25 protein-coding genes are annotated in these 24,212 nt (G+C 45.0%); 19 read left to right on the top strand and 6 right to left on the bottom strand.

The window, feature by feature from the left end; translation table 11 throughout:
• The first annotated feature begins 276 nt into the window (after positions 1-276).
• The 8 genes from R7E29_RS11675 to fliJ are packed head-to-tail and all read left to right on the top strand — an operon-like array spanning position 277 to position 8,300.
• Positions 277-1,296 carry an OmpA family protein gene (locus tag R7E29_RS11675; protein ID WP_021707593.1) on the top strand — a complete coding sequence of 340 codons (1,020 nt, stop codon included), beginning with the start codon at positions 277-279 and terminating at the stop codon, positions 1,294-1,296.
• Positions 1,296-2,627 carry a sigma-54 interaction domain-containing protein gene (locus tag R7E29_RS11670; protein ID WP_031778880.1) on the top strand — a complete coding sequence of 444 codons (1,332 nt, stop codon included), beginning with the start codon at positions 1,296-1,298 and terminating at the stop codon, positions 2,625-2,627. The genes R7E29_RS11675 and R7E29_RS11670 overlap by 1 nt, the downstream gene beginning before the upstream one ends.
• A gap of 15 nt (positions 2,628-2,642) precedes the next feature.
• Complete coding sequence (gene fliE / locus R7E29_RS11665; protein ID WP_005375045.1) at positions 2,643-2,999, top strand: flagellar hook-basal body complex protein FliE; 357 nt, start codon at positions 2,643-2,645, stop codon at positions 2,997-2,999.
• A 3-nt stretch (positions 3,000-3,002) separates the two neighbouring features.
• Positions 3,003-4,754, top strand: a complete 1,752-nt coding sequence (gene fliF / locus R7E29_RS11660; RefSeq protein WP_005384024.1) for a flagellar basal-body MS-ring/collar protein FliF — start codon at positions 3,003-3,005, stop codon at positions 4,752-4,754.
• Positions 4,723-5,736, top strand: coding sequence for a flagellar motor switch protein FliG (locus R7E29_RS11655; RefSeq protein WP_005375048.1), 1,014 nt, complete (start codon positions 4,723-4,725; stop codon positions 5,734-5,736). Before fliF ends, R7E29_RS11655 begins: the two co-directional genes overlap by 32 nt.
• A 4-nt stretch (positions 5,737-5,740) precedes the next feature.
• Positions 5,741-6,496: a flagellar assembly protein FliH gene (gene fliH / locus R7E29_RS11650; RefSeq protein WP_005375050.1), complete on the top strand. Its 756-nt coding sequence runs from the start codon at positions 5,741-5,743 to the stop codon at positions 6,494-6,496.
• Complete coding sequence (gene fliI / locus R7E29_RS11645; RefSeq protein WP_005375057.1) at positions 6,489-7,835, top strand: flagellar protein export ATPase FliI; 1,347 nt, start codon at positions 6,489-6,491, stop codon at positions 7,833-7,835. Before fliH ends, fliI begins: the two co-directional genes overlap by 8 nt.
• Positions 7,836-7,859: 24 nt before the next feature.
• Positions 7,860-8,300 carry a flagellar export protein FliJ gene (gene fliJ, locus R7E29_RS11640; RefSeq protein ID WP_005384016.1) on the top strand — a complete coding sequence of 147 codons (441 nt, stop codon included), beginning with the start codon at positions 7,860-7,862 and terminating at the stop codon, positions 8,298-8,300.
• 16 nt (positions 8,301-8,316) lie between these two features.
• Here fliJ and R7E29_RS11635 read toward each other — a convergent pair whose 3' ends face one another.
• Together R7E29_RS11635 and R7E29_RS11630 are read right to left on the bottom strand one after the other, a co-directional pair.
• The gene (locus tag R7E29_RS11635) at positions 8,317-9,375 is read right to left on the bottom strand and encodes a S1 family peptidase (protein WP_017634716.1); all 1,059 of its coding nucleotides are present in this window, start codon (positions 9,373-9,375) and stop codon (positions 8,317-8,319) included.
• Between the two features lie 73 nt (positions 9,376-9,448).
• Positions 9,449-10,342: a LysR substrate-binding domain-containing protein gene (locus tag R7E29_RS11630; protein ID WP_033906699.1), complete on the bottom strand. Its 894-nt coding sequence runs from the start codon at positions 10,340-10,342 to the stop codon at positions 9,449-9,451.
• A gap of 128 nt (positions 10,343-10,470) precedes the next feature.
• On the opposite strand from R7E29_RS11630, the gene R7E29_RS11625 reads away from it, so the two are divergent.
• The 6 genes from R7E29_RS11625 (at position 10,471) to R7E29_RS11600 (ending at position 15,755) form a co-directional block, all read left to right on the top strand.
• Entirely contained in the window at positions 10,471-11,394 is a 924-nt protein-coding gene (locus tag R7E29_RS11625) for a DMT family transporter (protein WP_017634718.1), read from the top strand.
• A gap of 99 nt (positions 11,395-11,493) precedes the next feature.
• Positions 11,494-11,940, top strand: a complete 447-nt coding sequence (locus R7E29_RS11620; protein ID WP_054576602.1) for an SRPBCC family protein — start codon at positions 11,494-11,496, stop codon at positions 11,938-11,940.
• An 83-nt stretch (positions 11,941-12,023) separates the two neighbouring features.
• Complete coding sequence (locus R7E29_RS11615; protein WP_005375066.1) at positions 12,024-12,776, top strand: phosphatase; 753 nt, start codon at positions 12,024-12,026, stop codon at positions 12,774-12,776.
• 156 nt (positions 12,777-12,932) lie between these two features.
• The gene (locus R7E29_RS11610) at positions 12,933-13,322 is read left to right on the top strand and encodes a cytochrome b562 (protein WP_021035869.1); all 390 of its coding nucleotides are present in this window, start codon (positions 12,933-12,935) and stop codon (positions 13,320-13,322) included.
• A 218-nt stretch (positions 13,323-13,540) separates the two neighbouring features.
• Positions 13,541-13,900 carry a hypothetical protein gene (locus R7E29_RS11605; protein ID WP_081008342.1) on the top strand — a complete coding sequence of 120 codons (360 nt, stop codon included), beginning with the start codon at positions 13,541-13,543 and terminating at the stop codon, positions 13,898-13,900.
• A 415-nt stretch (positions 13,901-14,315) separates the two neighbouring features.
• Positions 14,316-15,755 (top strand): PepSY-associated TM helix domain-containing protein, encoded by a 1,440-nt coding sequence (locus tag R7E29_RS11600; protein WP_017635504.1) that lies wholly within the window; start codon positions 14,316-14,318, stop codon positions 15,753-15,755.
• 51 nt (positions 15,756-15,806) lie between these two features.
• Here R7E29_RS11600 and R7E29_RS11595 read toward each other — a convergent pair whose 3' ends face one another.
• The 3 genes from R7E29_RS11595 to R7E29_RS11585 all read right to left on the bottom strand — a co-directional run bounded on the left by R7E29_RS11595 (position 15,807) and on the right by R7E29_RS11585 (position 17,701).
• Positions 15,807-16,190, bottom strand: a complete 384-nt coding sequence (locus R7E29_RS11595) for a VOC family protein (protein WP_009704980.1) — start codon at positions 16,188-16,190, stop codon at positions 15,807-15,809.
• 30 nt (positions 16,191-16,220) lie between these two features.
• Positions 16,221-17,150, bottom strand: a complete 930-nt coding sequence (locus R7E29_RS11590) for a LysR family transcriptional regulator (protein WP_017635503.1) — start codon at positions 17,148-17,150, stop codon at positions 16,221-16,223.
• A gap of 77 nt (positions 17,151-17,227) precedes the next feature.
• On the bottom strand, positions 17,228-17,701 hold the full coding sequence (locus R7E29_RS11585; RefSeq protein ID WP_054576603.1) for a hypothetical protein: 474 nt from the start codon (positions 17,699-17,701) through the stop codon (positions 17,228-17,230).
• A gap of 288 nt (positions 17,702-17,989) precedes the next feature.
• On the opposite strand from R7E29_RS11585, the gene R7E29_RS11580 reads away from it, so the two are divergent.
• From R7E29_RS11580 to R7E29_RS11565, 4 genes are all read left to right on the top strand, one after another.
• A complete protein-coding gene (locus R7E29_RS11580; protein ID WP_033906705.1) occupies positions 17,990-18,673 on the top strand; it encodes a spondin domain-containing protein in 684 nt (227 codons plus the stop codon).
• Positions 18,674-18,682: 9 nt separating this feature from the next.
• Complete coding sequence (locus R7E29_RS11575) at positions 18,683-19,378, top strand: spondin domain-containing protein (RefSeq protein WP_054576604.1); 696 nt, start codon at positions 18,683-18,685, stop codon at positions 19,376-19,378.
• 146 nt (positions 19,379-19,524) lie between these two features.
• Positions 19,525-20,256: a response regulator transcription factor gene (locus R7E29_RS11570; RefSeq protein WP_029790775.1), complete on the top strand. Its 732-nt coding sequence runs from the start codon at positions 19,525-19,527 to the stop codon at positions 20,254-20,256.
• Between the two features lie 40 nt (positions 20,257-20,296).
• Positions 20,297-21,670 (top strand): sensor histidine kinase, encoded by a 1,374-nt coding sequence (locus R7E29_RS11565; RefSeq protein ID WP_054576605.1) that lies wholly within the window; start codon positions 20,297-20,299, stop codon positions 21,668-21,670.
• Positions 21,671-21,697: 27 nt separating this feature from the next.
• Here R7E29_RS11565 and R7E29_RS11560 read toward each other — a convergent pair whose 3' ends face one another.
• A complete protein-coding gene (locus R7E29_RS11560; RefSeq protein WP_017635497.1) occupies positions 21,698-22,213 on the bottom strand; it encodes a superoxide dismutase family protein in 516 nt (171 codons plus the stop codon).
• A 541-nt stretch (positions 22,214-22,754) separates the two neighbouring features.
• Between R7E29_RS11560 and R7E29_RS11555 the strand changes: the two genes are divergently transcribed.
• Positions 22,755-24,164: an aminotransferase class V-fold PLP-dependent enzyme gene (locus tag R7E29_RS11555; RefSeq protein WP_005375092.1), complete on the top strand. Its 1,410-nt coding sequence runs from the start codon at positions 22,755-22,757 to the stop codon at positions 24,162-24,164.
• The last annotated feature ends 48 nt before the right edge of the window (positions 24,165-24,212 follow it).

Here is a 24,212-nt window from a genome sequence, read left to right as displayed (position 1 = left end):
ACTTTAGTTCACATGTTGCTTTGTTCATATAGTCATAATCTTTTAATGAAATTTAAAAAGAGTTAGTTTTCTTTATAAATCGCTTAATAAATAAAATAACAATGTTGAGCGTTTTAGTTGTTATAGATTTTTTAAATTGCCTTTATGGCGTAACAACAACTTCAAATAAATAAATTATAAAATACTGTTTTTTATGCTTAAAGCTTCCGTTGGAGGCTAAGCGTGCTCTCTTGAGCGTTTTGTAACCAATTTTAATATTCAGAATAGGTAATTAAAATGATTAGCTATGCCAGTTCTCTCGGCTTGGTGGCATATTTAATTAAACGGTTTAAGTCATGGGAATGTAAGATATACATGAATCATGTCCGTTTGATAATTTGTAACACAATTATTGTTATCAGTTTTATTTTTTCAAAAGTGTCATATTCAGAAGAAGTCTTAACAATCCCTATGGACCTCTCTAAATGGACATATGAGGGAAATAAATTCAAATGCAACTTGTTGCAATCAAATAAAGACTATGGGAAGTTTTATTTCCTAGCGGAACCTAATAATAAATTCTATTTTATTTCCGACATAGAATATGAAAACAATAAATGGAAAACGATTGCTTTAACAACTCAAAATGCTCCTTGGGGTGATGAGCTTTATAGAAAAGAATTTGGTTCCCTTGAATTTACTAAGCCGTCTCAGCGTTTCATCTTTAATAAAGGCGCTGAAGAATTCATGGATTCAATTGCTTCGGGTAGTTGGGTGACGCTGTCACTTAAAGGAAGTAATGCTTCCTCTGTTTCAGAGATTGTGATTCCTACTCTTCAAATTCAAAACGCATTGAAATCATTTAATGCGTGTCGCGCGCGATTGCCTAAATTGTCTTTTTCAGAGGCAAGGGATATGGCGCTCTCATTTGAGTTTGGTCAGAAGACGTTAAGTCGTGGACAGAAAGCAACACTAGAAGCGCTGTATAGCTATGTATCTGTGGATGATCGAGTGACCAAAATCCTCATCGACGGTCACACCGATAACGTTGGTTCAAGTTTAACGAACCTTTCTGTGTCACGTACTCGAGCAGAGCAAGTCACCAATGCTTTGATTGAGCTTGGGGTCGACGAGTCGATGATCGAAACACGAGCTCATGGTTCACGTTACCCAATTGCCAGCAATAACTCGGTTAATGGCCAAGCAAAAAACCGACGTGTCACCCTGCGTTTAGTGAGGGACAACGAGTATACGGCTACGAAACACCACCCAGATCTACAATCACAAAATCAACAAACGAAAGTTAAGGTTCAATGATGACGAAAACGAAAATTTTGTTGGTTGAGCCAAATGAAGCTCTTGCTCAACCAGTATTGGATGTGTTGCAAAATGCAGGTTACACCGCGAAACACACTCGTACTGGTCGAGGCGCTTTGCTTGAAGAGCGAGCAGAAATCACTTTAGTGAGCTCTACGCTGCCGGATATGTGTGTTCGTGAGTTTGTCGCGTGTCACCAAAAGCAGCGAAATTCGGGTGTTGTTATTGCGATTGTCGACCAAGAACAAGGCATCTTGGCTGCTGAGACGATGAAAGCGGGCGCTACTGATTATCTATTACGCCCATTTGAATCTAATCAGTTGGTTAATCTGCTTAAACGTGTTGAAGCGTTAGGTAAGCCAATGGCCAACATTGTTGCAGAGTCTTGGAGAAGCAAACAAGTTCTACAATTGGCGCATCGTGCAGCATGTACTAACGCGAGTGTGCTTATTACAGGTGAATCGGGAACGGGTAAAGAAGTGCTGGCGCGATATGTGCATGAGCACTCTCCGCGTATCAATGGTCCATTTGTGGCGGTTAACTGTGCCGCCATTCCAGAGTCAATGTTAGAGGCTGTGCTATTCGGTCATGTAAAAGGCGCGTTCACCGGAGCGACAAATTCTCAAAGCGGTAAGTTTGAAGAAGCAAATGGCGGGACGATTCTGCTTGACGAGATTGGTGAAATGTCACCTGCGGTTCAAGCGAAATTGTTACGCGTCCTTCAAGAGCGTGAAGTAGAACGTGTTGGTAGCCATAAAGCCGTTCAGCTCGATATTCGTGTTATTGCGGCAACCAACAAAGACTTACGTGAGGAAGTTCAAAAAGGCACGTTCCGTGAAGATCTTTATTATCGATTAGATGTGCTGCCTCTGCACTGGCCGCCTTTGCGTGAAAGAAAAGAGGACATTCTACCGATTAGCCAATTCTTTATTGAAAAGTATCAAGATAGTAGCCGCTGTCACCTATCCCAAGATGCGATTAGTGCGCTGAGTCAGTATCACTGGCCGGGCAATATTCGTGAGTTGGAAAATGTCATTCAACGCGCTTTGGTCATGCGTCATGGTGATTACATTACAGCCCATGACCTGATGCTGCCTATTGAGCTTGTCGCGTCAGTTCCTACAGCAGAGCCAACTTCAAGTTTTGGTCATGTAGAAGCGAAGAAGCAAGCTGAATATCAGTTTATTTTGGAAAAGTTACGTCAGTTTGGTGGAAACCGAACGAAAACCGCAAACGCGCTTGGAGTCTCTACTCGAGCGCTACGCTACAAGCTCGCAGCAATGCGAGAACATGGTATTGATTTACAGTCGGCACTAGGCTCGGCTGCCTAATAGGAGAAAAAATAGATGGCAAGTCAACCTACTCATGCGGTCTCGGCAGAGCAACTTATGTTGTCAAAAATGCAGGCGATGCAGGCACAAGTGCAGCCGCCAGAGTTTATCGTGAGTGCAAATCCTTTAGATCAACAATCACTAAACGCACCTTTATCGTTCTCACAAGCGATGACAAATGTGTTGGATACAGTGAATCAACATCAATCAGTGGCTAGTCAAAAAATGACGGCCGTAGAAACAGGAAAAAGTGATGACCTAGTTGGTGCAATGGTCGCGAGCCAAAAAGCCAGCTTGTCCTTTAATGCTTTGATGCAAGTGCGCAACAAAGTCGTGACCTCATTTGAAGATATTATGAAGATGCCGGTGTAATTCATGTCAGAACTAACCCCCCAAGTCGCCGGAAACACAGCTATGGCTACCGGCACAGCACAGACATTTTCTACTGCCAACGGCATGGACGATGTGACAACGAAGCTGAAGCAAATCTGGTCTAGCAGTCAGAGAAACTTAGTGCTATCTGCGGTGTTAGCTGCGATTGTTGCAGCGATTATTGTGGTTGCACTATGGAGTTCCTCGCAGAGCTTTCGTCCGCTCTATAGCCAGCAAGAGCGTTTTGATATCGGCGAAATTGTGTCGGTATTAGAAAGCGAAGGCGTAAGCTACCGCATGCAAGAGCAAAATGGACAAGTTCTTGTACCAGAAGGTGAGGTTGCGAAGGTACGCATGTTGCTTGCATCAAAAGGTGTTAAAGCTAAGCTGCCGACAGGTTTGGATTCGCTCAAGGAAGATAGCTCTCTTGGTACGAGCCAATTTATGGAAACGGCGCGTTATCGTCATGGTTTAGAAGGTGAGTTAGTACGTACTATCATGTCTTTGAACTCAGTAGCGAACGCGCGTGTTCATTTAGCAATACCTCGTCAAACTCTATTCGTCCGCCAAAACAGTGAGAATCCATCAGCATCTGTCATGCTTGAGCTCAAACCTGGTGAAGACTTAAAGCCTGAACAAGTTGAAGCGATCATTAACCTAGTGGTTGGCAGTGTCACGGCAATGAAGCCAGAATTTGTTTCTGTCATTGACCAGTACGGCCGTCTTCTTAGTGCGGATGTCGCTTCTGCGGAAGCCGGTAAAGTAAACGCGAAATATCTTGAATACCAGAAGAGTGTTGAAAAACAGATCATCCAACGCGCAGCAGACATGCTTACGCCGATTGTGGGGCCGAGTAACTTCCGCGTACAAGTCGCTGCCGATCTGGACTTTAGCCAAGTTGAAGAAACACAAGAAATTTTGGATAACGCGCCGGTTGTGCGTAATGAGCACACCATTCATAACAACTCGGTTGATCAAATTGCGTTGGGTGTTCCAGGTTCTCTAAGTAACCAACCGCCAGTGACAGGATCTGGTGAAGTGGAAACGAACGACAGCCAAAACACGAATGCGCGATCTGAAGTGAATCGTCAATATGCTGTAGGTAGTAGTGTTCGTCGTACTCAATACCAACAAGGCCAAATAGAAAAGCTTAGTGTCTCGGTTCTGTTGAACTCCAAAGCTTCGCCAGATGGTGTTGCGTGGAGTGAAGCCGATAAAGAGCAAATCTCAAACATGATCATGGATGCTGTTGGTATCTCTGCCACACGAGGTGACAGCTTAAGTTTAATGAGTTTCAACTTCACCCCAATCGAAATTGATGCTCCTCCTGCACTGCCGTGGTGGCAAGACCCTACAGTACAGCAGCCAATACGCTACGTTATTGGTGGCTTGTTAGGCTTGGCGATGATCTTCTTCGTACTGCGTCCATTAATCATGCACCTGACTGGCGTTGATAAACCTGTGCCTGAGCTAAATTTTGCTGAGCCTCAGGAAGAACCTGACTACGAAAACTTGCAAACGCGTGAAGAACGCGAGCATGAAGAAGTACTTGATCGCCGCCTATCTGAAAAAGGCATCTCAGCCTCTTCAGGTTTAGATGTAAACAGCGACATGCTACCACCAGCAGGTTCGCCATTAGAAATTCAATTGAAACACCTACAGCTTATTGCTAATGAAGAGCCAGAGCGCGTAGCCGAAATACTGAAACAATGGGTAAACATCAATGAACACAGTTCTATCAAAGCAGACGCTTAGTTATGTTGAACAAACCGCGCTCGTGCTATTAGGCATGGGCGAGGATGCCGCAGCGAAGGTTTTGCAACACTTTAGCCGTGATGAAACCCAGCGTGTGACTCGTGCAATGGCGAAGTTAAATGGCATTAAGAGCGATTCTGCTCGTGGTGTTATTCAAACTTTCTTTGAAGATTTCCGTGAGCACAGCGGTATTCGAGGAGCCTCTAAGGAATACCTATCTAATACATTGCGCAAAGCGTTGGGTAACGATTTGGCAAAAGGGTTATTAAATACCTTATATGGCGATGAAATTCGCAACAATATGCAGCGCTTACAGTGGGTGGAAGCAGAAACTCTCGCTCGTTTCATTGTGAATGAGCACCCACAAATGCAAGCAATTTTTCTAGCGTATTTGCCAGCGGACAGCTCTTCAGCGGTATTGAAGCACTTGCCACAAGATTACCATGACGAAATATTGTTCCGTATTGCTCAATTGCAAGATATCGATCATCAAGTTGCCGTTGATTTGCATGAACTCGTTGAGCGTTGCATCGAAAAAGTATCCGCAAGTCAAAGCACGCCGTTATCAGGTGTTAAGCAAGCAGCAGATATCATTAACCGCTTTGAAGGTGACCGTGGTTCATTGATGGAAATGCTGAAGTTGCATGATGAAGATGTTGTTAATGCAATCGAAGAAAACATGTTCGACTTTATGGTTCTTGGCCGACAACGCGAAGAAACTATGGACATGTTGGTGCAGCAAATCCCGCTAGAGTTGTGGGCAGTTGCGCTAAAAGGTTCCGATATTACCTTACAACAAGCTATTAAGCGTTCAATGCCGCAACGTATGGTGAAAGCGCTAGAAGATGACATGGACGCACGCGGCGCTGTTGCGTTAAGTCGAGTTCAAAAAGCACGTCAAGACATCATGCAAATGGTACGTGAGCTGGATGAATCTGGTGAAGTTCAGCTGCTTCTCTATGAAGAGCCAACGGTGGAGTAAGGTCATGCTAGAGACAAAATCAAGTACTATGCGATTGCCTCCGAGCGGGTATCGTTTACACCGTTTTCCGCCTTTAGCGCAACCTAAGACTATCGAAGACGAATTCGGGCTAGATAACCAAGGCTGGCAAGAACCTCAAATAGATATCCAACAGCAACTTGAAGAAGGTTTTCAACAAGGTTTGCAACAAGGACATGAGGAAGGTTTACGCCAAGGTATCGAACAGGGCAAGCAACAAGGTCTGTTGGAAGGTCAAAAAGAAGGTTTCCAAAAAGGCTTTGTTTCCGGTGAGCAGTCTGGAAAGCAAGGCTTTTTGGAGGCGGCGAAGCCTGTCAATGAACTTTTTCACGCCCTTTCTCGTTGGCAAGATGAAAAAGAACAGCAACAACGCCATATGATTTGTGAACTGGTACAAAAGGTTGCTCAGCAAGTGATTCGTGCTGAGCTCACTTTAATGCCTCAGCAGATCCTAGCTTTGGTGGACGAGACATTGTCTGCCATGCCTGGTAAAGCGGAAACAGTAACTGTGCATTTAAATCCGCAAGATTTAGAGCGCATTACTCACATCAATGCTGATTTGCCGCAATCTTGGAAACTGGTCCCTAATACGGAGCTTCCTATTGGTGGCTGTCAGTTAGTGACTGATGACGCAGAAGCGGATGCGAGCTGCGACTCTCGTTTGGAAGCCTGTATGGACAATGTAAAGCAACACCTTTTGGATGAAGTCAGTATTCCACAGGTAGAGTCTGAGCATGAGTAATACCCTAAGCCATGAACTATTAAGTGAGCGTTTGAGCGAAGCCTTGGCTTCGCTCGATTCAATCCCTGTTGCTCGCGTAACAGGGCGATTGATAAAAGTAAACGGCTTAATGTTACAAGCCGTAGGGTGTCGGTTTAAGCTTGAGCAGCGTTGTCTCGTAGAAACCGCGGAAGGCGATATGATCGAAGCGCAAGTTGTGGGCTTTGAACACACTATTGCTTACCTCATGCCTATCCGCCGTTTAGGCGGTCTGTTTGCAGGTGCAAAAGTCATCCCTCTTGATGGTGACAGTACCGTGCAGCTAAGCTCTCAGTGGTTAGGACGCGTACTGAATGGTTTAGGTGAGCCGTTAGATGATGGGGCTCCGCTTAAGGGGGGAGATCGAGTTTCACTTGAACCAAAACCGATTAACCCACTGAAGCGACGCCCAGTTGATACACCACTCAACGTAGGCGTGCGAGCGATTAATGGACTATTGACGGTAGGCAAAGGCCAACGTATTGGTTTGATGGCTGGCAGTGGCGTCGGTAAAAGTGTGTTAATGGGGATGATCACCAAAAACACGGAGGCCGATGTAATTGTGGTCGGGCTTATTGGTGAGCGAGGCAGAGAAGTACGTGAGTTCATCGAGAGAAACTTAACCCCAGAAGCGCGCAAGAAAGCGATCATTATCGCGGCTCCTGCTGATGAATCCCCGCTAATGAGGTTAAGAGCGACACTACTTTGTCATCGCGTTTCAGAGTATTTCCGAGACCAAGGCAAAGACGTTCTACTTCTGATGGACTCTCTAACCCGATACGCCATGGCACAGCGCGAAATCGCTCTTTCGCTCGGTGAGCCTCCAGCTTCTCGTGGTTATCCGCCCTCAGTCTTCAGCGTATTACCTCAACTCCTAGAGCGAGCGGGTAACAGTGAAAATCAACATGGTAGCTTAACGGCAATTTATACCGTATTGGCAGAAGGGGACGACCAACAAGATCCTGTCGTGGATTCCGCGCGCGCCATCTTAGATGGGCATGTCGTTTTATCGCGTCAACTGGCTGAGCAAGGGCATTATCCCGCGATAGATATCAACGCGTCTATTAGCCGTTGTATGAATACTTGTACGCAGGACGCACACAGCACGATTGCGAATAACTTCCGTCAAATGTACTCCAACTACCTTCAGGTTAAAGAGTTACTGCCATTAGGGGGTTATCAACCAGGACAAGATCCTGAGTTAGATCAATCTGTTGCTATGTATCCAAATTTGCGTGCATATCTACAACAAGCTGCCAACGAGTCTGTAGATTACCCAACCAGTTTGACCGAGCTCGCGCAGCTTTTTCAAAGTGCTTAATCAAATGGGAGTGACAAGGCTGAAATGAAATCCAAGTTAAAAGCCGTAGGCAAGTTACAGCAAATGGAAGAAAAACAGCGTGACCGTGTGGGTCAACAACTTGATGCCATGCGTCAGCGTCACTCCCATCTTTCAATGCAATTGGAACAGTTGTCGGCGTTGAAAGGCCACGCTGGACAATCAACCCGAACCGGCCCGACGCTGACGAGCGCGGCTTTGATGAACTTTAATCGTGTTGACCAAATGCTACAAAGAATGCTTCGTCACCACGAGCAAGAGCAAGCCGTTATGCAAGCGGAATGTGCATCTGTACAGAAAACGCTAGAACACAAGCACGCACGCGTTCAAGGGTTAGAAAAAGTGCTTGAACGTTGGCGTACTAAGCAGAACTATGAAAAAGCGAAAAAAGAGCAAAAGATGATTGAAGACATCATTAACTCTCGCGTTAAGCGCAAGATATTATGATGTCTTGTTGACGCTACTAGGAGCGCGAATAATTTCTGCGGTGTCTTAGCCAACCAAACCAGCCTCCAAGCATGATCAACCCTGATCCGAGAGCACCGCCGCCACTGCTGCCGTTGTTACCAAAGCCAGATGTGTTGGTATCGACAGGCTCAAAGCCAGAGTCCCCTTCGCTATGATAATCTTCCGAACTTGCTAAGAGGGCGTTATAACTGGTTTTTACACCTGAGCTGGTTTGGGTCTCAATCCATGTTGCATAGTTCAAAATCTCGGTAAACACACTTGGAATCGCAGCGGATTCGCAAACTGAAGAACCGTAGCTCACAATGCCAATTTGCTGATACATGCCATTATTGTCTTGATAGGTGAGAGGACCGCCTGAGTCACCACGACAGATGCCAGTGTAGCTTCGTTCAGGAAATCCATTCGCACATAAACTTTCCTGAGCGTTAAACCCTGTTACCAACGAAACGCATTGGGTGTCGGTAAGGGGTTTTACTTCTGCCCAGCGTAAATAGTTAGGGGGGCTTTCATCATTGGTTGAGGTCTGACCTAAACCGAATATCTGATAAACTGACTTGCTGCTGTAGTCTCCAAAGTCTTGCGGTAAAGTGATGGATTGGACGTTATCGGTGATAGGTCTAGTCAATTCAAGGACAGCGATGTCATTAATCCATAAATCGCTAGGCACATAATCAGGATGAATCGTGATAGAGCGAACATCTTTGAATTCTTCAACAAACACGTCATTCATCGTAGGGTTTTTGACTAACACTCGTAGGTCGTTGATTGTCCAGCCGTCAGTAAAAACGCTTGGTTCTACGCAGTGGGCCGCAGTTAAAATGAAGCGGTCGTTTACAATGGTTCCCCCACAAATATTGGCAAACTGATTCGCGCCAGTTTTATGTAGAATAAGACGTGCAAAAAAAGGAAGTTGGTTTTGGGTAGCCTGCTGACCCCCAATAATTGCCGTGGAGATCCCTTGTTCTGAAAGGCGGTTATCATTTTCTACTTCAGCGGTCGTACTCAAAGATACTGCAAAACAGAGTGCGCTTAGCCATATTTGATACTGCTTCATAAACCATCCTTGGATGAAAAGTGCTCTTCTAACTTTATACTAGTTTTTCAGTGAATGTGCTTAACAAAAGTTTCTAATAGTTGAATGATTGTTGTAGCCAAGATCGCAACAGATGAAACGATTCAAGCTTTAGCTTGTGTGGCGGGCATACAAAGTAAAGCTGTTGATGAGGATTAATGACGGGTTCACCCAGCTCGATTAGCTGACCATATTTGATGTCATCCTTCACAAACAAGCGATGAGTGACCAATAACCCCAAACGACGAGTTGTGGCCTGGACGGCTTGTATCGACATGTTAAAAGTGATTGGTTTTTTATTTTTAGGTCGCTGGATACCCGTCGCGTCCAGCCACACGTTCCAGTCATTTTTTCTTCGTTCGTTAGTAACTTCAATGATGGGATACTGCTTTAAGAGTTGAGTGATGTTTGAGTCCTTTGTCTTCGCTATCAATTCAGGACTGCACACCAAAACCAGTTCATCTTCACTGAGCTTTTCGCAGTAGTAATCCTGCCATTCTTCGGGATTTCCATGCACCAAAGCCGCGTCGATACCTTCTTGTTCTAAATTGAATCTGCCAGACAGGTTTGATAAACGAACGTCTAATTGAGGAGCAAACCCTTGTAAATCTGACATTCGAGGAATCCACCAGTGAAGAGCCAATGAATTCACCATATTGAGCGTAACACGTTGCAAATTCTGATCTTGGATGAGTGCTTCCGTTGCATCGACAATTTGCTCTAAAGCGGGTGCCACCTTTCTGTAATACTTTTTACCGTCCGCATTGAGTTGAACTTGTCTGCCTATGCGATCAAACAGAGGCTTGTTGACTTGACTCTCCAGCGATTTAATTGCCTGACTTACGGCTGAGTGGCTCACACTTAATATCTGTGCTGCTTCTGTCATGCTGCCAGACTCAGCTACTGCAACAAATGCGTAGATGGACTTTAAGGGGACTAGTTTCCGCATAATTTAAAAACCGTAGCTGGTGATAGATAAGTTAAACTGTAAGTTTTTCTTACATCAATGGTTAATATTATTCGCTATTTACGATAAGTGATGTCTTTTAAAATGCTCCATATATTAAGGAGTATTGAATGAATGCTGTAAATAAATCTATCCTTTTCATGTTGATGTCTACGTTAAGCTTATCTGTTACTGGACTGTTAGCAAAGCAGTTGTCAGGCGAACTTTCCGTCACACTATTTAGCTTCTTACGTTTTTTGGTGCCTGCGCTTATCTTACTTATCTTACTTCGTGTGAAAAACCTTACCTTTCCTAAAGCGGGCACGCTAAAGCCTATTTTATTGCGTGCTCTTTGTATCGGTTTGTCACAACTTTGCTTTATCGCGTCATTACAAACGTTAACGCTCGTTGAAGGGGTTGTGTTGTTTGCTACTGGCCCATTATTTATTCCCTTGGTTGAAAAGCTGTTCATGAGGGGGCGCATTCGTGTTTCAACATTGGCGGCTTTAGCAATGGCGTTCACTGGTGTGGTTATGTTGGCGGGCGGTGGAAGTGAGATCACATGGCGAGCGGATTTATTGCTCGGCTTGGCTGGTGGACTCTTCAATTCTGGTTCTCAGCTTACGTTATATAAAGTGAGTAAAACAAATATGTCGCCGCTAGAAATCAACTTTTGGGCGTTTGGTTTTGCTGCCGTATTTCTGTTGCCGCTAACTTTGTTTAACGACTTCGACGTGTTACTTAATATGAGTGTTATGGCGCCTGAGATTTCTTCAAATATGCTGTGGATCGGTATGATGTCTCTGATGATCATTAACACCCAAGTTTTTCGCTCCAAAGCATATAAACTGGCAAGCAGTGGCTCTCAACTTGCACCACTCATTTTTACTAACTTATTGTTCACTGCGGTTTGGCAGAGCCTGTTTTTTGAAGACCGAATGAGTCAAAGTCAAATTGTTGGGATGAGTTTAATAGTGCTCGCAATCATACTGAACACATGTTGGGTTCGCTTTACGGCGCATCGCAGTGGCGGTTTACAAGCGAGAACTTCTTAGTCTGTCGGAAAATGAAGGGGGCAGGTAGATAAATTGGTCGTGTGGTTTGATTTTTCCTGAGTATGGGCTAGCGTCAAGAAAGGTTCAAGGAGAGAAATCATGCTTACGCTAAATTATTACGTCGAAATTTCGGCGACACCGCAACGAGTGTGGGAAGTGCTAACCGATGTTGAGTTGCATAAACGTTGGGCGCAAGCCTTTTCACCGCAGTCTCAATTTGAAGGAGCTTGGGAAGAAGGAGGTGGCATCACTTTTTTTGATCCAGATATGGGCGGGACAAGGGCGATCATAGATACGGTGCTACCGCTTCAAAAACTTGAATTTCATCATGTTGCCATTTTTAATCCGGATAATCGTCAACAACTCGATGCTGACCTAGCATCTAGGTGGATCGGATCGCGAGAGATCTACCAGATCGATACCAACAACGATCGTTTACTACTCAATGTTACCATTCATACTCACAATGACTTTGTTTCCATGTTTAATCACGGATGGGAAAAAGCTTTACCCTTGATAAAAGCCATTAGTGAAGAGCAAGCTTAGGGTTCTTGCTTATCTTAGGCTGACGATGCGTTACCTGAAGGTATACAATAGCACGCAAGATAGCGCACCTAAGAGAGTGGATGATGGAATTTAAAGTTGATACCCATACACATACGTACGCCAGTGGTCACGCGTACAGTACCTTGATTGAAAATGCAAAGTTGGCAAAAGAGAACGGGCTGGATATGTTCTGCACGACCGATCACGCAGAATCAATGCCGGGTGCGCCTCATTACTGGTTCTTCTCGAACCAGAAAATTCTGCCTCGTTTTCTTGAAGGCGTTGCGATTATTCGCGGCGTTGAATCTAACATTATGAATACCGAAGGCGACATTGATATTCCACTGAGTGTGGACCGCAACTTAGATTGGGTGATCGCGAGTTTTCATGAACCCGTTTTTCGTCCAGCAAACAAGCAAACTCACACGGAAGCACTTGTTAATGTCATTCAGAGTGGTCGTATTGATGCGCTCGGTCATCTTGGTAATCCAAATTTCGACTTTGATTTTCAGACCGTTTTAGCGTGCGCGAAAGAGCACAATGTCGCGATTGAAATTAATAACACCACGCTGAAAGGCAACAGCCGAGTAGGCAGCGTAGACCGTTGCCACGAGATTGCACAAATCGGGAAAGATCTCGGTGTTTTCTTCACCACGGGCAGTGACGCGCACTTCTGTCACGATGTTGGTAATCTGGATTTGGTTGGAGAGTTAATGGACAAAGTGGGTATTGATAGCAAGAAAGTGATTACTCACACCGCTCAGCAGTTTTTGTCTTTCTTAGCTTTGAGAGGCCGTAAACCAATTGCAGAATATGACAGCATTCTCAACGCATAAACTTGATTACATTTAAGGTATGCACCCGACGCCAGATTGCTTTACACTGCGACCCGGAAATACTCAACTAAGCTAGTTTTTCGCCTTTTATGGCGTAGGTTATTTGGGTGAATAAAGCCGACACAGAATTCGGCACTATAAATGGAGAAGTGAAAAATGTTACGTCCTTTAGTCCTAGGGTGTGCGATTGCGTTTGGCTCAACATACGCAATGGCAGAAGCGGTTGATTTAAAACAAAACATGAAACAGATGAAGATGGAATTCAAACAGGCGGCAGAAGCATCTGATGTCGAAACCATGAAATCTGCGATTGATAGCTTGCAAGCGATTGTTGAACAATCTAAGCGTGGTAATTACCCACCAGAGAAGTTTGATACTTACTTAGAAGGCTTTAACAAGCTGACGGTAACGCTAGATAAGATTGAAGCGGATCTTGATGCGGGCAAGCTACAAGAAGCAAAAGCTCAACTGCGTGAAATCGATAGTCTTCGTGAAGAGTACCACGACAAGCGCAATCCAAGCATTTGGAGCAAGTTGTTTGGCTAATTATCTACTGAGCGGAGCATTTGCTCGTGGCAGTGGATTACGCGTTATCTCTAAGTAATGAATGAACACATTATCAGCCTGCCATTTCGGCGGGCTTTTTTGCGCCTGTCAATCGATGCATTCAAGAAAACTTGTGAGGTAGCAACCACTTATTGATCCTGTTTTTGAGCTACCACTCAGAATTGGTTACGCTGTGTGAAATTTGTTAAGTCACCGTTATGCGTAGATTAATTCCTTTTTACCGCTCGATGTTATTTGCTAGTGCTCTCAGTTGGGTGCTAGTGACGCTGATGCCTGTTATCAATGCTCATGGTAACAGCATGGGTGTGTGGGCGACGCTATGTACGCTTAACGGATTTGAGTTGGTCCAAATAGAAGAGGGCGACAATTCGGTCAGCCACAAAGGCAAGTCTTGTCCGTTTAGCCACTTCTCGACTTTTCATCACGATACACTTCCAACGACACCGATACTTTCAAGACAGAGCTTGGTGACTTCTGACAGCTACGCTTATTTGGCTCTAAGTGTGCGATTTGAAACACCAGTTCCTAGAGCGCCGCCAGTTTCCCTTTTCTCATAACGAAAACAATTACACGATACCCAAGTAACCTCGAGATGCTTGGTTCAGCGAGAATGACTTGGTTTGTAGACGCGGCGGCGATTTAAAGGTCTAGTGGGTCTAAATCAAGATATCGACAACAAAGTATACAAGCCAAGACAACTCGCCCTTCGGGAGCGTGTCATTGCTCCGATTGCTGCTTCAAACAACTTGGAAAGAGTTATCTATTACACAGCGTTGTTTTCTTTGCACTCGAATCAATGACAACGCTCTGAATCCAGCATCTTGAAGTCACTTGGGTATATAGCCAACAACACTGCCACTTCGAGCAGTGGTACTCCCAAATCTAAGTCAAATAACGCCGCATACGAATGTGTATGTGCAGGATGCGTTTGGCTGAATTTGGGTGTTCAACAATGAAAAAAGGAAAATACACATGTTGAGAAACTCGGCAAAGCCTCAACTCAAGGAAGCCTCACGCGCAAAATCCATCTACTTTATGACGTGGCGATGGCACTTCTACGCAGGTTTGTTCGTCATTCCATTTATGCTGATGCTTTCCCTCACGGGATTGGTGATGTTGTTTGATGACGAAATCGAACTGGCTCGATACGAAGCGACATTACAGGTTTCACCACAAGAGCAAATGGTTGCTGTCTCTGCACAATTGGAAACCGTAAAGCAGGCGTATCCCGATTTTAATGTCACTCAATTTGTACCTGCTAAAACGGCCGATATTGCCAACCGCTTCTCGATTCAAAACCAAGAAGGCAGCTCGCTGATTGTTGCAGTAAATCCTTACACAGGAGACGTACAAGGCACCATTGACCGTGGTGATAGCATCTATGAACTGATGAATAGTATTCACGGTACGCTGCTCATTGGCAACCTAGGCGACCGTTTAATTGAAATCGCCGCAAGTTTGGGGATTTTGCTGTTGGTGTCTGGTTTGTACCTTTGGTTACCTAGAGACAACGCCAGCCGCGCCGGCTTTTTGAAAATCCGCTTTAACAATGGCCCTCGAATTTTGATTCGTGACCTGCATGCGAATTTAGGTGGTGTGCTGTCGATTGTGCTGTTGTTCTTTTTGATTTCAGGATTGTCGTGGGCAGGGATCTGGGGTGCGAAAATGGTACAAGCTTGGAATACCTTCCCAACCTATTACACATGGGGTGAGAAACCGGAATCCACACTGACACATAAAGATCTTAACCATGGTGCATCAGAAGAGATGCCATGGAACTTAGAGCTTGCTGCTGTGCCAGAGTCGAAAGATAAGCCCGCTCATGATCATGCCAATATGAAGGAAGAGACGGCATACGCAGGCAGTCATGATGCGCTCTCCATTGATGATATCATCCTCAAAGCTGAAATGATGGGCTTCACTGGTTATAAGCTGTTTTTGCCGCGCTCTGAGACGGGCGTTTACACCGTTGCAGCTAACTCTATGGGTGGCGATATTTCCGACCCAAGACAAGATCGCACCAGCCACTTTGACCAGTATTCCGGTCGCTTGTTGGTGGATGTAACGTGGCAAGATTACAGCCTATTTGCCAAGTTCATGGCGGCAGGTGTGTCATTGCATCAAGGTGATGTGAGTATATTGAACAAAGTACTCAACGTAGTGTTCTGTTTGGCGTTCATCTTAATCTCAATCACAGGTGTGGTGATGTGGTGGATTCGTAGACCAAGTCGCAGTGCTGCATTGGGTGCGCCACCTAAGTTTCAGCAAGACAGTATTTGGAAGCTTGGCTTAGTAACGTTAGTGATATTGTGTCTCGCGTTCCCGATGGGCGGTTTCGCGATTGTTACGGTTCTTGCACTGGATTGGCTGTTGTTTAACCGCGTTGAGAAGCTGAAAACAGCGTTGAATTAGTAACAGACAAAGAATGGAATAGTAAAAGAGCCAGCGACGTGCTGGCTCTTTTTATTTCTGGTAAATCTCCAATGGCAAGCCATCTGGGTCTTGGAAGAAGGTAAAGGCTTTGCCTGTGAATTCATCAATACGAATTGGCTCAACTTCAACGTCATTCGATTCTAGGTAGGCTTTCACCTGTTCAACATCATCAACCAAAAAAGCGAGATGCCGTAGCCCTTGTGCTTCAGGAAAGCTCGGTCTCTCCGGTGCGCCCGGAAAGCTAAACAGTTCAACTTGGCTGCCGTCAGGTAAAGCGAGGTCAAGCTTGTAGGAGTCTCTAGCTTCGCGATAGTTCTCGGCAATGACTTTTAACCCCAACACTTCAGTGTAAAAGCGTTTTGACCTTGGGTAGTCGCTGCAAATGATCGCGACGTGATGAATAGCATTAAACATGGTTAGCCTCTTCAAACATGGCTCGTATCCTCAAGCATGGTTAGTGTCCTCGGAGACTAAATGCTCCTTAACGAAGTCGATAAACACGCGCAGACGAGCAGGCATGTATTTGGTTTGCGCATACTGCATCGCGATAGCGCCGTGGTAGTTACTCTTGATCATCCAATCCGGCAATACTTCCACCACTTCCCCTTGCTCTAACGCGTCTTTGATTACGAAGTCATGGAAGATCCCAATTCCTAAGCCTGACTTAACGCCATTCAAGCGCATTTGAGAATGGTTAACGGCGTAACGTCCACTCACGGCAATCGAGTGGAAAGCTTCTTCTTTAAAGAAAGACCAGATGTTGTCTTTGTCGTTCTCCGCAAGATAAATACAATCGTGCTGCTCAAGCTCAGTCGGATGCTCTGGCATACCGTGTTTGGTAAGGTAATCTGGAGAGGCGCACAAAACAAGATTGGTCTTGCTGATCTCTTTGAGGACCAGGTTCTCATCGGGTTTGTCGGTGAGCTTAAAGGCGACATCAATACCTTGGCGGAAAAGATCAATCTCACCATCTGCTGCACGCAGCTTAAGCTGAATATTTGGATAACGTTCTAGGAATGGCAACACAAACGGTTGAAGAACCGAATTAAGAAATGCTTCAGGGGCTGCTACTGTGAGTGCGCCTGTTGGCTCAGAATGATCTTCCGCAGATAGCTCAACGGCTTGCTGCGCGGCATTCACCATTGCAATGCTTTGGTCATAAACCTTTTGTCCTGCTTGAGTGATGATCAACTTACGAGTCGTGCGCTCAAACAGTTTCACCGAGAGGGCTTGTTCCAACCGTGTGATCAACTTACTTAAAGCCGATGGCGTCACGCCGAGTTGTTTGGCTGCAGCGGTAAAACTGCCTTCGTTTACCACCAAGATAAACGAAGCAAGATCAGGAAGTAGGGCAATGAGTTTTGGATTAACCATAATTGTTCAGTTCTGCGCAGCGGAATAACGATATTGTCTGGTACGGTTTCACGAGGTTCAAGTGTCACCGTCTCGCTTTAACGATATTTTGCCAAAAATGCATTGAGTGCAGGCAAGCCAGATTCACCAGTATGGTATTGCTGCCAACAGTGATAAATGGCCGTTTCATGGTCTGCAATTAACTCGATAGCTTCTCGCTCAGCGATTGAATACTGTTGTGAAGCGTTCACTTCTTCATGCCACTCTCGATATTTGACCTCATAAGGTTCTACCCACTTCAGAAGAGTCGCCACCAACTCTTGCCATGGTAAACCAATCCACTTAGTTGCATCTGCCAAGCCTTTATCCAGCATCTCTTGGTGTCGACTTTCGATATCCATGCCATTTGTTAGCAGTACAGGTTTGAGCTTTTCTGCGGTTAGCTCTTCCACTTCAATCAAGGTTTTCCACAGTGTTTGTTGTTCACTTTGGGCGTAATGGCTCAAGTAGTGGTTGAAAAAAGCGATGCCGTAAATTTCGCCATAGTAGGCAGACAGAACGTTATGAATCATGGTGAGAATCGTGATTTAAACAGGGAATACTGCATTTTAGGAGGGGAAAGCGCGAAGTGTAAATACCTGATTAAGAGTAAAAAAGTGCTGCTGACAGAATTCGAACAGAACTTGTGAGAATTTTATGAGAATTCGATGAAGTTGCTGATAGATTTGCTCGTCATTCTTAGAGGCAAGAACGCAAAACGTTCGAAACGTAATGCTTAACCTACTCAAGTCACGAACAAAGAAGTAAAGCCGTACACATGGGCTTGGGTAGTTCAACCCTCATTAAAGGATGGAATCACAATGAAAAAACGTACCCAACTCGGACTCGTCATGACTTCAGTCGCTATGGCACTAGGCTCTGCATCAGTGAATGCGGCGGAATTGGAAATCACCGTGACAAACGCAACCAAAGGCATCTACTTTACGCCACTTATTGTTGCTGCACATGGCTCTGATCTTCAAATGTTCAGAACGGGTCAAGCAGCAACGCCAGAACTAGAAGCAATGGCAGAAGGTGGTGATATCTCTGGGCTTGCTAGTGTGATTGGTAACGCTGGTGGTGCGGTGGTTGAGAACCCTGCTGGTGGCATTTTGAATCCAGGTGTTGCAACCACCTTCACCTTGGATAGTGGCGACCACGGTTATCTTTCTCTGAGCGCGATGTTGTTGCCAACCAATGATGGTTTCGTCGGTCTGGATAGTTGGAAGATTCCAACGGAAGCGGGTACATACCGAGCAACGCTAAGAAGTTACGATGCCGGTACAGAAGCGAACGATGAACTTGCGTCTAGCATGCCAAACCCACCTTTCATTACCTTTGGTACTGGCGGCACAGGCGTTGAAGCAACGGTAACTAACGACAAAGTTCACGTGCATCCGGGTAACCTTGGTGATAGCGATCCAGCCGGCGGCATCAGTGACCTAGACAGCAGCAGCCATCGTTGGTTAAACCCAGTTGCAACCATCACAATCGTTGTGAAGTAAGGGGGATGTATGAAATACAGAATCTTACTAGTTGCAGCTTCAGTCGGCTTGCTCGCCGGTTGTCCAAGCGATGATGATAACGATGTAGTGAAATCGTACCGCTACACCGTCAACGTGGCGAACTTGACTGCGAATCAACCTATGTCTCCGCTCGCGGTACTCACTCACAATGGTGACTACCAACTGTTTGAAATTGGACAAGCCGCATCTGTTGAACTTGAGCATCTTGCCGAAGGCGGGAGTAACGCTGAGCTGATTGAGTTGATGAACAGCAATGACAGTGTTTACCAAGGTATTTCGGGTAATGGATTGGTGTTGCCGGGTGCATCGGACGAAGTCACCATCACGGTTGACCCTAGTCGTTACGGTTACTTGTCTGTTGCGTCTATGTTTGTGAATACCAATGATGCCTTTGTTGGCGAAACGGGGCTATCGCTCAAATCGCTCGCAGTGGGTGAAAGCTACGAAATGAGCATGAACGTTTGGGATTCCGGCACGGAATTGAACGATGAACTTGCAGCCACCATTCCGGGACCTGCAGGCGGTGGTGAAGGCTTTAATGCTACTCGTAACGACACAAATGACGTAGTGGCGTTTCACGCTGGAGTGGTAAGTAAAGATGATGGTTTAGCCAATTCTGCGCTTTCTGCGAACCATCGCTTCCTGAATCCTGGAGCGAAACTCACTATCACCCGAGTCGAGTAATACAGGCTCCGATGGCGTCTCCTTTCCAAAGCGCTTGTAGCCGAGCGCTTTAACCCTCATGGCGTCATCGGAACCTTTTTTGAAAGAAATTCCGATTTGTTCCGGTCATGTGCAAAGTGAGGATTCTCAGACGCAGGGAAAGGACCATGGAACAGCAGGCAATCAATTTAGTCGCGAACATTTTGCTGGTAGAAGACGATGATGATTTGGCAGAACTGGTTCAAATGCATCTCAAGTTTCAAGGACACCAAGTGTTGCGGGTAACGAATGTCGCCGAAGCCAAAGCGCAATACCAACAACAACCTTTTGATTTACTCATTCTTGACCGAGGTTTGCCAGATGGTGACGGCTTAGATATCTGCCATTATTTACGTCAGCAACAAGATTGGAGCCCTGTGCTCATGCTGACTGCCAGAGATGGTGAGATGGATAAAGTGGATGGTTTGGAGGCGGGTGTGGATGACTACATTACCAAGCCGTTTAGCGTATTAGAATTTCAAGCTCGAGTACGCAATGTATTGCGACGGGTAAGTCAAACCGTTGAAGTACAAGTTGAAAGAAGTGAACTTGAAGATAGCATGGATTTTGGTCCATTAAGAATTATTCCAGAATTGCATCAGGTATCCCTAAATGACAAGGATGTCATTCTTACCGCGACAGAGTTTACCTTGCTGCAATTCCTCGCGACACGCCCAGGTAGAGTCTACAGTAAAGATGAATTACTCGACCATGTGTGGAATACCAGCCATTCCGGTTATCATCATACGGTGTGTAGCACCATCAATCGCCTACGTAGCAAGTTGTCTTTGTCTGACTCTGATCATCATTTTATCCAGACGGTATGGGGCGTGGGGTACAAGTTTCAACCGCGACAGTAGCTTTACTACCCGAGTAATGACTGATTAAGGAGGCGCTAGGATGAGCTTCAAATCTCGCTTAGTGGTGTTCACGAGCCTATGGTTTTGTTTAGCAGCAGCCGTTATTGCATTAACGTACAATTGGCAAAAAGAGACCATTGAATTACGCACTAAACAGAGTCTGCACAAAGAGCTGGCAAGCCACATGCGTGATGATAATCCGTTGATGATAGGTACGGATTACAACCCGAAAGCGCTTAAATCCATCTTTCATACCCTTATGTTGATTGGTCCGGATTTCGAAATCTACTTTCTTGATAGCCAAGGCAACATCACTACCCATGCAGCACCAGAAGGTGCAGAGATTATGGGTAAGGTAGATCTTAACCCAATTAAACGATTCTTGAATGACGAGCCATTCCCCATCTTAGGCGAAGATCCTCGTAATCGTGGCGAGCACAAAGTGTTTTCCGTAGCAGCGATTGAGGAACTCGGCTCAACCGTGGGTTATCTCTATGTAGTCATTGGCAGTACCAGACATGATGCGATTGCCAACGCCCAAGTAGACACACCTTATATCGCGCTCGCTGGGTTAGTTTTAGTGTCTATTTTAGGCTTTGCATTAGGTGCTTATGTGTTAGTGAAACGCAGTTTATTGAACCCGATTGAGCGCGTGACCAATCAGCTTCAACAACAAGCAGAACATGATTTCCGCCTGCAACCCGATTTTACGCGCCAAGTTCCGGAATTAGTACCGATAGCAAATTCCTATCAGATGATGGCGAAGCATATCCAGCAACAGTTTTTGCAGTTGGAGTATCAATCGTCTCATCGTCGTCAAAGCTTATTGCAGCTTAGTCATGATTTAAAAACACCGTTATCGAGCGTTCTTGGCTATTTGGAAACGTGGCGTTTGCAGCATCCGGAATCCGACCCTTTGATTGACGTCGCTTTCAGAAACTGTGAGAAGCTGTCTACGCAATTGCACTCTTTGTTGGACGTAGCTCGAAAAGAAGCGCCCATGCCGAATTACGAGTATCGACCAGTGGATCTTGGATCCTTGATGGCAGAGTGCGCCGAGACGATGCAAAGCCAGTTTGCTCGAAAAGAAGTGCTGCTGAAAATAGACGTCGATAACGAAATTCAAACCGTGGGTGATAAAGGCCTTTTAGAGCGGTTGGTGCTTAACTTGCTTGAAAATGCGCTGCGCCACAGTCCAATGCGTTCTGAAGTACATTGTCATGCTCATTTGAGTGACGATAAATCAAGAATTCATTTTGCCTTTATTAACCATATTGAAGAAGAAGCACAGGGAGGCTCGCTAGGTATTGGGACCAAGATTGTACAGTCGATACTCATGTTGCATCACAGTTATCTTGAGACCAATGCAACCTCCTCTCAGTATCAACAGAAGTTCACACTTCTCGCAATCTAAAGAGAAGTGTGAGACATAAGTTAATGTTTATTCAATAACACCACATACGACGCGAGCGCCACCACCACCTAGCTTATTTGGGTGATCGGAGTGATTGTCACCACCTGCATGGATCATTAACGCTCGACCTTTTAAATCCGATAATTTTAGGCGAGGTGCGACAACGGGCTGATTGGCATTGCCGTCCATGTCCACATAGAGTGGAGGCAAGTCGCCTAAATGATTGTCATCGGTCCAAGGATAGCCATGCTTCCCTGTGTTGTTAGGATCATAATGGCCACCTGCTGCGCCGCCTAATACGGTTTTGTCATCCTTTTCTATGCTATCGCAAGATGGATTAGTGTGAACATGGAAACCGTGCACACCTGCTGACAAACCTGATAATTGAGGCGTAAAAACAACGCCATAATCACTTTGTGAAATCTCAATGGTACCCGCACTCTCATTGGTGTTGAGAGCAGTCATTTCTACCGTTTTTGCTAGCGCGTTAGGGGCGGCGACAAGAGCGGATGCAACTGAAATGCATAGCAATCCTTTTAACATGGGACCTCCTTCTTTTAGGGTGTACGCTCAAGCACATATTAGTGAAAACCTGTTTTACTTATGTATGTTGAGCGGTGAGTTTATGTCATAGAGTGATGTGTATCACTTTATGGTCTCAAACTGATATCTCGATCCGAAATCAGCTTTCTTTTATTTAGTCTTAACATATTGAGATCGTTAAGATATAAAAAGAATAGACGCCAATCTTAAAATAGCCTGAATATTTTTAAATTAACGCAAAGTTAAATTTTTAATGACTTTATAACAAAGCTCATAATTGTTTTATAAAGAATTTGGTGGAATTGTCCGCAATAAAGAATAGTCAAATTAACGAATATATTAATGTGAACATTGTTGTTTATAGATTTGTGGTCAAACTGTTGCTTATATCATCAAATAAGATAAAAAATTGGAACTAAAGTCACTTAATGGCAGAGGAAAAAATTAAACTCTGATTGTAATGGGTAATAATGTTTTAGTAACAGATAGTTACGCACTTAAAATTAATAATATGGCTAATTTCCGACAAGGATTGAAAAAGATGAAAGACAAGGAATCTATTCAGACTAATAGCAGCCGCCGTAATTTTCTGAAAGGCGCAACAGGAGCTGTTGTTGCTGGTGTGAGTGCTTCCGCTTTCTCAGGCGTAGCTCAAGCACGAGAACAGAAAATTGATTGGAGCAGCCGCGGGCTAGGTAGAAAACACGATAAGCGCTTCTGGCGTAAAGTGCGAAGGCAGTTCGTTTTGGACAAACGAACCACTTACATGAACATTGGTACAACAGGTTCAATGCCAAAACATGTTCTTGAAGATTACGAGCATAACAACAAGCTGGTGGCTAAATATCCTTGGGATATGAAAGGCAAATTTGGCTCTTGGCCGTATGTTTCTGAGATGGTTAAAGACGTCGCACCAGGTTTTGGTGCTAACCCAGAAGAGATCATTCTCAGCCGCAACACTACTGATGGCTTATGCTCGATCATTAATGGCTTACACTTTGAACCAGGTGATGTGATTCTAACGACACACCATGAACATATTGCTGCAACATCACCTATGAACGTAGCGAAACATCGTTTTGGTGTGGATGTGGTAGAAATTCAACTACCAGTATTTACTGGTACTGAAAACGTTTCTGAGCAAGATTACATTCAAGCGTTCCGAGACGCGCTTGATGCGAATCAAAACGTTCGCCTAATTGTTTTCTCTCATATCACATACAAAACAGGAACCGCGCTACCAGCAAAAGCCATTTGTGCTTTAGCAAAAGAGTATGGTGTGCCTACTCTTGTTGATGGCGCGCATACGGTCGGTATGTTTGACCTTGATTTCCACGATATGGATTGTGATTTCTATGCAGGATCTGGTCATAAGTGGCAGTGTGGTCCGGGCGCGACAGGTATTCTGTATGTTCGTGATAATGGTAACCGTTTGAATGAGTATTGGAGTGACCGAGAGAACCCGTTATGGTTGATCAACTCCTCACTTTCTCATGCTGATTACCTGGGTAAACAGCTGCAAATGCAATACATTGGTAACGATAACTATCCTGCGAAACAAGCACTAGTTGATAGTTGCAAAATGTGGGATGAGATTGGTCGAGACCGTATCGAAGAGCGAGTTGTAAGCCTTGGTAGTTTATGTAAAACCTTGCTTCAAGAGTACTTACCACAAGCCAAAATGTATTCACCAAACGTGGAAGGCTTAACCAGTGGCTTAACGACGGTTAATCCGTTCTCCGATGTAACTAATGAAGAGATACTGACGGAATTCCGAGATCGTTTACGTGAAGAGTATGGTTACATCATCCGTACGACTAGCTTTAAGCTGCATAAGGATGATGACTTTGATACTTACGCGCTGCGTATCTCTACGCATTTGTTCCATGACGAACAAGATGTGGAAGGGCTCGTAGTGGCGATGACGAATTTGTATTACTCGTCGTTCTAACATCGTTGTTTATCACTCAAGCGCCCATTATTGGGCGCTTTGTGAAAG

The sequence above is a fragment of the Vibrio sp. Vb1729 genome, from assembly GCF_033338655.1.
GTDB lineage: Bacteria > Pseudomonadota > Gammaproteobacteria > Enterobacterales > Vibrionaceae > Vibrio > Vibrio alginolyticus.
The sequence above is the reverse complement of the archived record's forward strand: the minus strand, read 5'-3'. Positions and strand labels throughout refer to the sequence as shown.